This window comes from Corallococcus sp. CA054B (genome assembly GCF_003611625.1).
Taxonomy (GTDB): domain Bacteria; phylum Myxococcota; class Myxococcia; order Myxococcales; family Myxococcaceae; genus Corallococcus; species Corallococcus coralloides.
This window is the reverse complement of record NZ_RAVY01000250.1, coordinates 1-12,588: the sequence shown is the minus strand read 5'-3', so window position 1 is coordinate 12,588 and position 12,588 is coordinate 1. Positions and strand designations below refer to the sequence as shown.

Sequence of the window (12,588 nt, the reverse complement as noted above, 5' to 3'; positions counted from 1 at the left end):
GGCGCCTCCCGCTCCGCCCGCCATGGACGCGAACGCGACGCCCGAGGAGCGTGCCCTGGCCCGCGAAGAGGCGGAGCGCGAGCGCGAGCAGGCCCGTGAAGAGGCGAAGCGCGCCCGCGACGAAGCCAGGCTGGCCATGAAGGAAGAGGCGGAAGCGGCCAAGCAGCGCGTCCGCGAGGAGATCCGCAACTTCCGCGACAGCTTCAAGCACAAGAAGGGCAAGCGCGGCGCCCGGGACGTGGTGGCGCGCGGACAGAACCTGGAGGTGAAGGAGGGCGAGTCCGTGGAGAGCGCCGTCGTCTACGGCGGCAACCTCATCGTGAAGGGCACCGTGGAGGACGACGCGGTCGCCTTCGGCGGCAACATGGAGATCCAGGGCCTCGTGGAGGGAGACGTGCACGCCTTCGGCGGCAACGTCATGCTGGGGCCCAACGCGCGGGTGGAGGGCGACGTGTCCGCCTTTGGCGGCCAGGTGAAGAAGGCGGACGGCGCCATCGTGGAGGGCAGCCTGGAGTCCTTCGGCGGCGCGGGCCTGGGCCGCATGGTGGCCGGTGAGATCAAGCGCGGCATGCAGGAGGGGCAGCACCACGACGCGTCGGTGGACCCCTCCGACGATGATGACGACCACGACCGAGGCGGAGGCCTGGCGTCCTTCATCCTCCAGTTCGCGCTCCTCTTCGGCCTGGGCTTCCTGGGGCAGATGTTCTTCCCGGCGCGCATGAAGGAGCTGGGGGATGAGATCCGCGCCAACCCCGCCCGCAACTTCTGGGTGGGCATCGTGGGCACGCTGGCCCTCATCCCGCTGACCATCGTCCTGTTCATCACCATCATCGGCATCCCGGTGGCGTTCGCCCTCCTGGTTGCCTCCATGCTGGGCACGGCGCTGAGCTACGCGGCCATCGCCAGCGAGGTGGGCACGCGCCTGCCGGTGCTGCGCGGACGCAAGACGCAGGCGGTGGTGCTCGCCCTGGGCCTGGGCCTCATCCTCCTGGTGAGCCACATCCCGGTGCTGGGCGTGCTGCTCAACCTCGTCCTCATCCCGCTGGCCTTCGGCGCGGTCATCCGCACCCGGTTCGGCTACCGCGGACGGGGCATGCCGGAGCCCATCTTCCCCCGGAGCGAGCACCCGGTTTGACGCACCCGGCCTGACGGCCCCTCCGGATTGCCACACCGCATCATGAAGCCCCGCTCCCAAGCGCACCGGGAGTGGGGCTTCTTCCTTCTCCAACAAGTGCCGCGCTCGCGCGCCATCACCTGCGCTGTCGTGACCAGATGTTGACGGAGGGCGGGCGGCCGCTGACAGGCTTTGACCGGCTCCGTCGGGTGCGCCATTTTGCGCGGCACCCATGCGACGCCTCCCAGACGCAACCCCGCGCGGCAGGGCCATCACCGTGGACCTCGAGGGCGAGAGCATCCCCGCCATCGAAGGCGAGCCGGTGGCGTGCTCCCTCATCGCCGCGGGCGAGAACGTCCTCTCCCGCTCCGTGAAGTACCACCGCCCGCGCGGGCCGTACTGCTTCGCCGCGGCCTGCTCGCACTGCCTCATGCGCGTGGACGGGCTGCCCAACGTCTACACCTGCCGCACCCCCGCGAAGGAGGGCATGCGGCTGGAGCGGCAGAACGCGTACCCGTCCGCGAAGGTGGACATCTTCGAGACCATCGACTGGTTCTTCCCCAAGCGCCTGGACCACCACGAGATGTTCGCGGGCGTGCCGGTGGCGGAGGACGTGATGGCGCGCGTGGCCCGGCAGCTGGCCGGCCTGGGCCTGTTGCCCAAGGAAGCGGGCCCGGAGCCCCTGCCCCCTCGCACGTTCCACACCTCCGTCGCGGTGGTGGGCGGCGGCGCGGCGGGCCTGGAGGCGGCGCGGGTGCTCTCCGGACAGGGCGTCCCTTTCATGCTCTTCGAGCGCGACGCGAACCTGGGCGGACGGCTGGCCCACGGCGCCCCGGAGGAGAACGCGCCCTTCGTGCCGGAGGCCACCGCGTTCCCGCAGGGCAGCGTGGTGAGGAACGCCACCGTCATCGGCCTGTATGACGACGAGCACGGCCGCTACCTGGCGGTGGCGGCGCGGGAGGCGGCGAACCTGCGGCTGCTCAAGGTCTACGCCAAGCGCTTCCTGCTCACGGTGGGCGGCCATCCCCCCACCCTCCCCTTCGAGAACAACGACCTGCCCGGCGTCATCGCCGGCCGCGCGGCGAGCCTGCTGTTGCGCAAGCACGACGTGGCGCCCCAGGTGGCGGCGCTGGTGGGCCACGGCGCGGAGCTGCACGCGCTGGCGCACCTGTTCACCCAGCGCGGCGTGGAGGTGGCGGCGGTGGTGGACCTGAAGGGCCCGCTCCTTGAGAACGCGCACCCCAAGGCCGTCGTCGGTGACGGGCTCAAGGCCCACGGCCTGCGCGGCGTGACGGGCTTGAGCTTCACGCCCCAGGGCGGGCGCAAGCAGAAGGTGTCGTGCGACGCGGTGGTGGTGTCCGTGCCGGTGACGCCGGGCTTCGAGCTGGCGCGCCAGGGCGGCGCGAAGGTGGAGTTCGACGCGGACGCGGGCCACTTCCGGGTGGAGGCGGACGCGGACGGGCGCACGCAGGCGGCGGACGTGTTCGTCGCGGGCGACGTGGCGAAGGTCGGCACGGCGAAGGACGCCGCGGCCATGGGCGCACGCGCGGCGCAGGCGCTGATGGGAGGGCTGTCATGAGCAAGGCGCTCGTCTGCACCTGCGAGGACGTCACCGTCACGGACGTGGAGCACGCCATCGAGCGCGGCTACCACGACGTGGAGTCGGTGAAGCGCTACACGGGCTTCGGCACCGGCATCTGCCAGGGCAAGAGCTGCCACGCCGCGGTGGCCGCGCTGCTCAAGCAGAAGGCCCCGGCGCTCAAGCCGGAGGCCGTGGTCCCCTTCACGCCCCGCCCGCCGCTGTACCCCACGGAGCTGCGCGTGCTCGCCAGCGCCCCCGTGGATGAATCCGTCCCGCCCGTGGGCGGCGTGCCCCAGGAACTGGAGCACTTCCCGTCCGCGCTGCGCCCGGAAGGGCCGGTGCCCCAGAAGGCGAAGGTGGTCATCATCGGCGGCGGCATCATGGGCCTGTCGCTGGCGTACAACCTGGCCCTGCGCGGGGAGACGGACGTCGTCGTGCTGGAGCGCGGCTATCTGTGCGCGGGTGCGTCCGGCCGCAACGGCGGCGGCGTGCGCATGCAGTGGGGCACCCCGGCGCTGATTGAACTGGCCAAGCGCTCCATCGACCTGATGAAGGGCTTCGCGCGCGAGCTGGGCGTCAACGTGTGGCTGCGCCAGGGCGGCTACCTCTTCCTGGCCAAGCGCAAGGACACCGCGTACCGGCTGGATCGCAACGCCGCCCTGCACAACAAGTACGGCGTGCCCACGCGCATCATCACCGCGGACGAGGCGCGGCAGATCGTCCCGGGCCTCACGATGAAGGACTGCGTGACGGCGGCCTACAACCCGGAGGACGGCGTCATCTTCCCCTGGGCCTTCCTGTGGGGCTACGCGCAGGGCTGCGTGAAGCGCGGCGTGAAGGTGGAGACGTACACGAACGTCACCGGCTTCGAGACGAGCAACGGCCAGGTGCGCAAGGTGAAGACGGACCGGGGCGACATCGCCTGCGACACCGTGGTGCTCGCCTCCGGCGCGTGGAGCCCGGCGGTCGCGAAGCTCGCGGACGTGAAGCTGCCCAACGAGCCGCACCGCCACGAGATCCTCAGCACCGAACCGCTCAAGCCCTTCCTGTCGCCGCTGGTGTCGGTGCTCGACACGGGCCTGTACTTCAGCCAGTCCATGCGCGGTGAAATCGTGGGCGGCATGGGCGACCCGAAGGAGCCCGCCGGCCCCAACATGGGCAGCACCCTGCGCTTCGTGGCGCGCTTCGCCCAGGCCCTCACGGAGCAGCTGCCGCACGTGGGCCAGGTGAAGGTGCTGCGCCAGTGGGGCGGCCTCTACGACGTCACCCCGGACAACAACCCCATCCTCGGGCGCACCCCCGGCCTGGACAACCTGCTGCAGCTGTCCGGCTTCGTGGGCCACGGCTTCATGATGGCCCCCGCCGTCGCGGAGCGGATGGCCCGGTGGATGACCTCCGGCGACTCCGACGAGCTCTTCACCCGCTTCAACCTCCGCCGCTTCGAGGAAGGCACCCTCGAGCGCGAGGACATGATCATCGGCTGAAGAATTCCGCCCTCCCCGCCCCTGTCTCCGCCTGGGACAGGGGCGCCCCCGCATGTCCGCAAAAGCGGCACTCCCGGAAAACCACGCAAGCTCCCGGGATGGCTGGGGATTCGCCGCGGAACGTGACGTTTCTTTACAGACGCAACCGGATTGCGCGGAGCATCCACGCACCACTGTCACGGGGGCGTGACGCCGGTCCTCCTCTGACGGGTGCCATGGCACGGGGCGTGCCTTGGCCCCCCGCGCCGCGCAATGCCGCGCGGGGGGAGACTTGAGATGACCGCGAAGAAGCTCGTGGGTGCGATGCTGGTGATGGGCCTGACGGCGTGTGGTTCCGTGGAGCCCATGGATGTGCCGGACGCGGAGCCCAATGAGGCGCTGGCGTCGCAGGAGTCCAACGTCATCGTGGGCACGCTGAACTGGGTGAGCGCCACGTCCCTCACGGGCACGCAGCGCACGAAGTCCCTGGCGGTGGGCTACCTCTCCATCCCGGCGGTGGGCAGCCGCTGCACGGCGTGGCTCGTCTCCAACGACGTGATCATCACCAACAACCACTGCGTGGGCAGCGCCTCGGAAGCGGTGGGCGCGCGCGTGTCGTTCAACTACGAGGACGGCGTCGCGTCCGCTTCGCGCGTCTGGTACCCGTGCGCCACGTTCATCAAGACGTGGAGCAGTGACGACATGACGGCGCTGCGCTGCTCGGCCGTCAACGGCCAGCTGCCCGGCCAGGTGTACGGCTTCCTCACCGTCGCCAGCACCAACGCGGCGACGAGCGCCACCGTGTACGTCGTGAACCAGAACTGCGACTACTACACGACGCCGTCCTGCACGCCGACGAAGAAGTCCTCGCCGGGCAAGGTGCTCAACGGCAACTACAGCACCACGGACATCTCCTACGACGCGGACACGCTGGGCGGCTCGTCCGGCTCGCCCGTCCTCTCCACGTCCACGAACCAGGTGGTGGCGCTGCACCACATCGGCATCGGCGGCAACTCGCAGGGCCGCGGCACGGCCAACACCGGCGTGAAGGCCACCCGCGTGAAGGCGCGCCTGGCCGAAATCGGCCTGTAGTCGCCCGGGAAATCGCCCGACGGCTACGTCGCGGACGAAGGCTCCCCTCCGGCCAGCAGCACCGGCCGGGGGGGCGCATCCGTCCCGGTGGGCCCGGACGGATTCAAGAGCAACGTCCGCTTCAAGCCGCCCAGCGCCAGCCGTCCCAGGCCCCGCTTGAAGGAGCGCGGCAGGAAGCGCAACAGCCGCATCACCCAGCGGTGCCCCAGGCCGGGGTACACCAGCGCCTCGCCCCGCTCAAAGCCCGCCAGGGCCTCGCGGGCGCACTGGCGCAGGGACAGCTCGAAGAAGGGCGCCACCTCTCCCTCCAGGTGCGGCTCCAGCGCCAGCGGGCCGGGGGCCACGAAGGTGACGGGGATGCCCGCGTCCTTCAGCTCCAGGCGCAGGGACTCACTGAAGCCGTCCAGGAAGCGCTGCGTGGCGGCGAACGTCACCGCGCCCGGCAGGAACAGGCGCGCGGCGCCCGAGCCCACCATGAGGATGCCGCCCCGCCCGCGCTCCAGCATGGGGCCCAGCAGGCGGTGCGTGATCATGGCCGGAGCCAGCACGTTCGCCTGCACCAGTTCCTCGATGCGCTTCCAGCGCTCGTCCGCGTACAGGCCGCTGGAGGCGTAGTCCGCGTTGTTGATGAGCACGTCCACGCGGACGTAGTTGCGCTCCAGGTGTTCGAACAGGGCGTCCACGGCGCGCGGATCATCCAGCCGGCACGCGCGGATCATCACCCCCAGGGTGGGATTGCGTACGAGCAGCTCCTCCCTCAGGCTCCCCAGGTCATCCACGCCGCGCGCGACGAGCACCAGGGTCCTGACCCGCGGGGAGAGCAGCCGGGCAAGCTCGCGGCCGATGCCGCCGGCTGCGCCGATGATGAGCACGGTACCGTTGTCGATGGGAGGGCGCATATGGGGGGAAGACCTCGGACAGGAAGGTGGCCATGCGCGGGTGGCCCGGCGTGCCCGCCCTGCTGCTCGTCCCCCCCTGCACGTTCCCTTGCCCTGGCGGCGGGCGGGCATTAACCGTTCAGTGTTCCCGCTGGAGGAGGACACCCATGGCTGGCCCTTCACGCATCCTCGTGCCGGTGGACCTGAAAGACGGTTCCCGGTCTGTCGTGGACTACGCGCTGCAACTCGCCCGCCCCTTCGGCGCGACGGTGGACATCCTGCACGCCTGGGAGCCGCCGCAGTACGTGGCGCCGGACCTGCTGGTGGCCTCGCCCGGCTGGGACGCCACCTCGTTGGAGGCGATGGCGCGCGACACCGCGGGCAAGGAGCTGGAGGCCCTGCTGCGCAAGGTGGACGGCACCGCGCCCGTGGCGCTGTCCCACCGCGTGGTGATTGGCGAGGCGGGCAACGTGGTGCTCGAGGAGGCCGAGCGCGGGAAGTACGACCTCATCGTGATGGGCACGCACCAGCGCAAGGGGCTCACCCGCATGCTGCTGGGCAGCGTGGCGCAGAAGGTGGTGGGCCGCGCCGCGTGCCCGGTGCTCACCCTGCACGTCAGCCCCGAATAGAGGCGCCGGTGCCCGCTAGGGGGTGTCCCTAATTAGCTGAAGAAAGGTGCTGGAGGCCAAGCGGCCGCCAGCACCTTGGGCAGGGCTGAGCTTGCAGGGAAAGGAAGAGCTGAGCACCCCTGGTGAGTGCACCGACATGAGCTGACGGACGAGCAGTGGAAGCAGTTGGAGCCACTCATCCCTGCCCGACGAGGGCCGCGCACCAAGAAAGGTGACCGGCAGTTCGTCAATGCAGTGCTCTGGCGGGTGAAGACGGGCGCACCGTGGCGTGACTTGCCAGAGCGTTACGGGCCCTGGAAGACGGTCTACAACCGCTTCGGACGCTGGGCGACCAGAGGAGTATGGGAGGGGCTCTTCAAGGCGCTGCAGTTGCACGTGGATGACGTCGGCTCGCTGCTAGACGCCACCACCATCCGGGCGCATCAGGACGCCTCGGGTGCAAAAGGGGGGGCCGATGCCATGCGCTGGGCCGTTCTCGAGGAGGCTTTTCTTCCAAGGTCCACGCCCTCTGCACCACCCAGGGCCAGCCGCTCGAAGTGACGCTGACGCCCGGGCAGCGCGGCGACGTCACGGAAGCCGAGCACCTCCTTCAGTATGCGCACGGCAAGGCGCTCATCGCCGACGCCGGCTATGACGCCGACCACCTCGTGCAGGCCGTCCGCAAGCGCGGCATGAGGCCCGTCATCGCGATGAATCCAACGCGCAAGCACCACCGGCGCCGCAACAACCGCGCCCTCTACCGCCTGCGCATCCAGGTGGAGTGCATGTTCCACCGCCTCAAGCGCTTCCGCGCCGTGGCCACTCGCTACGAGAAGACCGCCACCAACTACCTGGCGGTCCTCCATCTGGCCTGCATGATGCTCTGGCTTAATTAGGGACACCCCCTAGGGCTCGGCCCACTGGCGCAGGAGGTTGTGGTACACGCCCGTGAGCATCACCAGCGCGGGGCTCTTGGGCACCTCGCGGGTGAGCTGCATGATGGACGTGTCCATGTCGAAGAGCAGCGAGCGCTGCCCCGCGTCGCGGATCATGCTCTGGATCCAGAAGAAAGACGCCAGCCGCACGCCCCGCGTCACCGGCGTGACGTGGTGCAGGCTGGTGGACGGGTAGACGATGAGGTCCCCCGCGGGCAGCTTCGCCGAGTGGTTGCCGTAGGTGTCCTCCACCACCAGCTCACCGCCGTCGTAGCTGTCCGGGTCGGAGAGGAAGAGCGTGGCGGACACGTCCGTGCGGATGCGCTGGTTCGTTCCCAGCAGCGGCCGGATGGCGTTGTCCACGTGCGAGCCGAAGTCCATCCCCTGCTCGTAGCGGTTGAACAGCGGCGGGAAGACGCGCTGGGGCAGCACGGCGGAGATGAACAGCGGGCTCTTCTCCAGGCCGGCCAGCACCAGGTCCCCCAGCTCCCGGGCGGCGGGGCTGCCTTCGGGCAGCTGGAGGTTCTTCTTCACCTGCGCGGACTGCTTGCCGGCGGTGGTCCGGCCATCCTCCCACGCCGCCTTGTCGAAGACGGCGCGGCAGTGGGCCACCTGCTCGGGCGTGAGGACCTGCGGGATGTGCACCATCATGATGAACGTCCTCCTACGCCCGGCAGGAAAAGCGCGCGACTAGAACCGCACGTGCGCGGAGAGCAGCGCCGAAACGCCGTCCGCCGGCACGGCCTGACCGCCGTAGTACGAGTCGTAGTAGAGCTTGTCGGTCAGGTTGTAGACGTTGAGCTGCAGGTCCACCTTCTTGATGGAGTACGACGCGAACGCGTCGAAGCGCCAGAAGTTGGGCACCTTGCTGAGCAGCACCGTCGCGTTGGCCGGGTTGTTCACCGCCGCCACGTCCTGGTAGGTGGCGCCGCCGCCCACGGACAGGTTGTCCAGGATGGCGTACGTGGTCCACAGCGAGAAGCTGCGCTTGGGCGTGTTCACCAGGCGCTGGTCCACCAGGAACTCATTGGTGTGCTCGCGGATGCTCGCGTCCAGGAACGTGTAGTTGGCGAACACGTTCCAGCGGCGCACCGGCGAACCGGCGATGCCGAGCGCGTAGCCCTGCACCCGCTGCTTGCCCTCCAGCACCGTGGGCGGGCCGTCCGGATCCGAGTTCGGCACGCGCGCGTTCAGCTTGTTGGTGCGGAAGATGGCGGCGTTGACGCTCAGGCGCTCCGCGATGAGGTCGGACTTGGCGCCGATCTCGAAGGTCTCGTTCTTCTCCGGATCCAGCGTGACGGTCTCGTTGGACAGCGTCGCCAGCTCCGCGCTCGGGTTCTGGGACGTGCCGTACATGCCGTAGACGCTGGTGTTCTCCGCCGGGTGGAGCACCAGGCCCACGCGCCAGTTGAACAGGGTGTTCTCCTGCTCGAAGGCGGCCACGGTGCCGTTCCCGGCGATGGTCTCGTAGTCGCTGTGCAGGTTGTCCAGGCGCAGCGTGCCCAGGACCTCCACGTACTTGCCGATCTGGATCTGATCCGACGCGTACGCGCCCAGGTTCCACTGGCGGCTGTAGTTGGTGGCGCCCGGCACGCGCGCCACCTCGGACAGGTCCGGGCTGTTGTCCGGATCGAACAGGTCCGCCGGCATGTTGCCGCCGTTCACGGTGAGGTTGGTGCGGCCCTGCTCACGCTGCTCGCGGGAGATGTCCAGGCCGACGTTGGCGGTGTGCTTGAGGAAGCCCGTGGTGAACACGCCGCGCACGTCCAGCTGGTCCGCGAAGTAGGTGTTGTCCGCGGTCGTCTCGAAGCGCTGGCGGCCGATGGTGGTCGGGTTCGTGGCGGGCGTCAGGCCGCGCGGCGCGGTGGGCCGGGCGAAGCGGTCCACGCCGCCGTAGCGCAGCGTGTTCGTCAGGCGGAACGTGTTGCCCAGGTCCGCCAGCAGGCGCGCCGAGCCGATGTGGACGTTGACGAGCTCCGTGTCGCTGTCCTTCACGCCGTAGAAGTTCTCACGGGGCACGTCCAGCGTGACGCCCACGGGGTAGCCGTTGAAGTACGGCTGGCCGTAGTCCGGGACGCCTTCCTCGTGCTGGTAGAAGTAGTCCACTTCCAGGGCGACCTTCTCCGCCAGCTGGAAGCGCGCGGACGGCGCGATGCCCGCCCGGTTCTCCTTGACGATGTCACGGCCCGCGACGCCCGCCAGCTGCCCCACGGCGCTCACGCGGAACTGGATGCTGTCGGAGAGCTCCTGGTTGACGTCCGCCTCGATGCGGCCGGTGGGCGACGTGCCGCCCGACAGGCGCAGGTCCGTGAAGGAGCCCTTGCGCGCCTTCTTCGTCACCAGGTTGATGGCGCCGCCCGTGGAGCCGCGGCCAAACAGCACCGACGACGGGCCGAAGTAGACCTCCACGCCCTCCAGGTTGAACGTGTCGCGGGTGAACCAGCCCAGGTCGCGCACGCCGTCGCGCAGCGTGTCCGTCTGGGCGGAGAAGCCGCGCAGCGAGAAGGAGTCGCCCTGGCGGCCACCCTCGCCCGCCGTCACCGTGATGCCGGACACGTTGCGCAGGGCATCGCGCAGCGTCGTCGCCTGCTGCTCCTCCATCACGCGCTCGGGGACCACCGTGATGGTCTGCGGCGTGTCCACCAGCGGCCGCGGCAGGCGGGCCAGGCTGGGCTCGGTGACGTTGTACTTCTGCGTCTCCCCTTCCACGGACACTTCAGGCAGGACGTACGCGTCGTCCTCGCCAGGCTGCGCCGCCGTCGCGCCCGTGGGCGCGGACTCCGGGGTGCGCTCGGGGGACGGGGCGTCCTGGCCCACCGCAGGGGTCTCCGCCGGCCGGGACTCCTGCACCGGCGCCGACGTCTCGCCCGTCACCGGCGTCTCCTGCGCCACCGCGCCGCCCGCCGCCAGGGCGGAGGCAAGGCCTACGGCGGCGGGACCCCAGGGCCAGAGCGCGCCGCGCACGCCTCCAGGGTTGCCATTCGAAGAGCGGATACCAGGACGACCGGGCTTTGCTGTGGACACGAATCCCCTCGGGATGGGAAGCACTACCTAAATGAGAATGATTCTCATATGCAGGACCCTGATTCGCGTTACAAGAAATTTCTTCCCGCCAACACTCCGGGTCACAAAGACAGGCCATCGTTCCAGCACTGCCTTGCATCAGCCGGACGAATGCCACACGCCGCCGAGTGAAAACGACGAGGCCCGGAGCCGCTCTCACGGTCCGGGCCCCGGGGATGCCTGGTCTTGCTGAACTGTAGCGTCAGGCGGCGTTTGTATTCGACTCCACGGGCGGAGCCACCGGGGCCGCGTCTGCCACGGGCTGCGCCTTGCGGCGCGGGACGAAGCGGCGCCAGGAGAGCGCATAGCCGGTGTAGACGAGGAACACGGCGCCGAAGGACGCGAGCGCCGCGATGAGCTGGCCCACCCACCCCAACGCCTCGCCGGTGTGCAGGAAGCGCAGCCACGTACGCAGCTTCCGGCCGCTGTTGAAGTCCGCGTACGTCTCCGTCTTCAGCGGCTGAGCCGTGAATGGATCCAGCGACACCGTGTTGGTGGCGAAGAGCGGCCAGCGCTCCTGCTCACGGACGGTGAAGGCGCTGGCCTGCGGGCCCTTGGGACCGCCGCGACCTTCCGCGCGGCCTTCGCCGCGCTGGCCGCCCTCGCCTCGCGGAGCACCTTCACCGCGCGGGGCGCCTTCGGGACGGCCACCGGGGCCGCCAGCGCCCTGCGGCGTGGCCAGGCGCAGGGAGATGGTCTCCCAGGCGTTGGACTGCTTCATCACCGCCGCGAACTGCGCGTCCAGCGGCTGGGGCTTCGTCCCCGGCGCGGGCGTGGGCACGACCACGGGCGCCGAGGCGATGGGCCCCTGCGCCGCGGGCGGCTCGTTGCCGGTGAGCGTGAAGACCAGGTTCGACGCCCACTTGTACGAAATCACCGCGCCGGACGCGGTCAGCACCACCAGCACGGGCAGCGACCAGAAGCCGATGACGTTGTGCCAGTTGAAGTCGCGCGCCTTGCCCTTGAGCCCGCGGCGGAACCACAGGATGGGCCGCATGGCGCGCAGGTTCCACTTGCGCGGCCACCACAGGAACAGGCCGGTGATGCCCAGGAAGAGGAACGCCAGGTTGGCCACGCCGGTGATGGCCTTGCCCACGGCGCGGTTGTCTCCAGACGCCGCGAGCCAGCGGTGCAGGTCCTCCATCGTGTGGAAGAACGAGCGCCAGCCCTGCGCGCCCGGCTCGCGCACTTCACCGGTGTAGGGGTGGACGTAGACGGAGGCGCCGCGGCCCAGGGCCACCGTCACCATGCTGTCCGCTTCCGGGGACACCGTCACGCCGGAGGGAGGCACGGCGGGCTTCGCCTCCTTCACCTTCGCGAGCATCTCCTCCAGCGTCAGGCGGGGAGTCCCCTCGGCGGGAGGCGCCGCGTGGCGGGCGTCACGGTCCGCCCAGTCGATGATCTGCGACTCGAACGCGATCGCCGCGCCCGTGAACGACATGACCCCGACCACGAGCCCGACGATCAGGCCGCAGACCAGGTGGATCCAGAAGAGAATCGAGCGGAGCTTGGGGTTCATGAAGGCTTCTACGGGGCTGCGAAGGAACTACCTCAGGGCGAACTTCACCGGGATCACGACCTTCACGCGCACCGGCGCGCCGTCGTGTCCCAGGGCCGGCGAGAAGCGCCAGCCCGCCACGGACTCGAGCGCGGCCTCGTCCAGGCCCGGCACCGAGCGGTGGATGCGCGGCGAGCCCGGCTCCACCGTGCCGTCCGTGCCAATGACCACCATCACCATCACCACGCCGGTGATGCCATCCTCGCGGGCGCGGCGCGGATACTCCGGCTTGCCGGACAGCAGCGCCGGCAGCTTCATCACCTCGCGCGGCGTGTAGATGGGCGGCGCCTTGCCC

11 protein-coding genes and 1 pseudogene are annotated in these 12,588 nt (G+C 69.9%); 7 read left to right on the top strand and 5 right to left on the bottom strand.

Translation table 11 applies throughout. The features are described 5' to 3' along the window. The 4 genes from D7V80_RS36820 to D7V80_RS36805 form a co-directional block, all read left to right on the top strand. Window positions 1-1,135: polymer-forming cytoskeletal protein (locus D7V80_RS36820; RefSeq protein ID WP_147447337.1), on the top strand; the 1,135-nt coding region annotated here is incomplete at its 5' end. A gap of 211 nt (window positions 1,136-1,346) precedes the next feature. Further along, window positions 1,347-2,693 carry a 2Fe-2S iron-sulfur cluster-binding protein gene (locus tag D7V80_RS36815; protein WP_120592522.1) on the top strand — a complete coding sequence of 449 codons (1,347 nt, stop codon included), beginning with the start codon at window positions 1,347-1,349 and terminating at the stop codon, window positions 2,691-2,693. Further along, window positions 2,690-4,180, top strand: coding sequence for an FAD-dependent oxidoreductase (locus D7V80_RS36810; protein WP_120592521.1), 1,491 nt, complete (start codon window positions 2,690-2,692; stop codon window positions 4,178-4,180). Before D7V80_RS36815 ends, D7V80_RS36810 begins: the two co-directional genes overlap by 4 nt. Window positions 4,181-4,456: 276 nt before the next feature. After that, window positions 4,457-5,251, top strand: a complete 795-nt coding sequence (locus D7V80_RS36805) for a serine protease (protein ID WP_120592520.1) — start codon at window positions 4,457-4,459, stop codon at window positions 5,249-5,251. 23 nt (window positions 5,252-5,274) lie between these two features. Here D7V80_RS36805 and D7V80_RS36800 read toward each other — a convergent pair whose 3' ends face one another. Next, on the bottom strand, window positions 5,275-6,150 hold the full coding sequence (locus D7V80_RS36800) for an SDR family oxidoreductase (protein ID WP_120592519.1): 876 nt from the start codon (window positions 6,148-6,150) through the stop codon (window positions 5,275-5,277). A 146-nt stretch (window positions 6,151-6,296) separates the two neighbouring features. Here D7V80_RS36800 and D7V80_RS36795 point away from each other — a divergent pair, with 146 nt between their 5' ends. From D7V80_RS36795 to D7V80_RS36785, 3 genes and pseudogenes are all read left to right on the top strand, one after another. Next, complete coding sequence (locus tag D7V80_RS36795; RefSeq protein WP_120563100.1) at window positions 6,297-6,758, top strand: universal stress protein; 462 nt, start codon at window positions 6,297-6,299, stop codon at window positions 6,756-6,758. A gap of 126 nt (window positions 6,759-6,884) precedes the next feature. Next, complete coding sequence (locus tag D7V80_RS44050) at window positions 6,885-7,298, top strand: IS5 family transposase (protein ID WP_120592518.1); 414 nt, start codon at window positions 6,885-6,887, stop codon at window positions 7,296-7,298. Further along, a pseudogene (locus tag D7V80_RS36785) lies at window positions 7,187-7,633 on the top strand (IS5 family transposase); the annotation flags it as partial. The gene D7V80_RS44050 and the pseudogene D7V80_RS36785, both read left to right, overlap by 112 nt. Before the next feature lie 9 nt (window positions 7,634-7,642). Here D7V80_RS36785 and D7V80_RS36780 read toward each other — a convergent pair. From D7V80_RS36780 to D7V80_RS36765, 4 genes are all read right to left on the bottom strand, one after another. After that, window positions 7,643-8,323, bottom strand: coding sequence for a Fe2+-dependent dioxygenase (locus tag D7V80_RS36780; protein WP_120592516.1), 681 nt, complete (start codon window positions 8,321-8,323; stop codon window positions 7,643-7,645). A 39-nt stretch (window positions 8,324-8,362) separates the two neighbouring features. Continuing rightward, the gene (locus D7V80_RS36775) at window positions 8,363-10,636 is read right to left on the bottom strand and encodes a TonB-dependent siderophore receptor (protein ID WP_233585999.1); all 2,274 of its coding nucleotides are present in this window, start codon (window positions 10,634-10,636) and stop codon (window positions 8,363-8,365) included. Between the two features lie 301 nt (window positions 10,637-10,937). After that, window positions 10,938-12,254: a PepSY domain-containing protein gene (locus tag D7V80_RS36770; protein WP_120592515.1), complete on the bottom strand. Its 1,317-nt coding sequence runs from the start codon at window positions 12,252-12,254 to the stop codon at window positions 10,938-10,940. A gap of 27 nt (window positions 12,255-12,281) precedes the next feature. After that, a partial coding sequence (locus D7V80_RS36765) for a TonB family protein (RefSeq protein WP_120592514.1) occupies window positions 12,282-12,588 on the bottom strand: 307 nt, incomplete at its 5' end.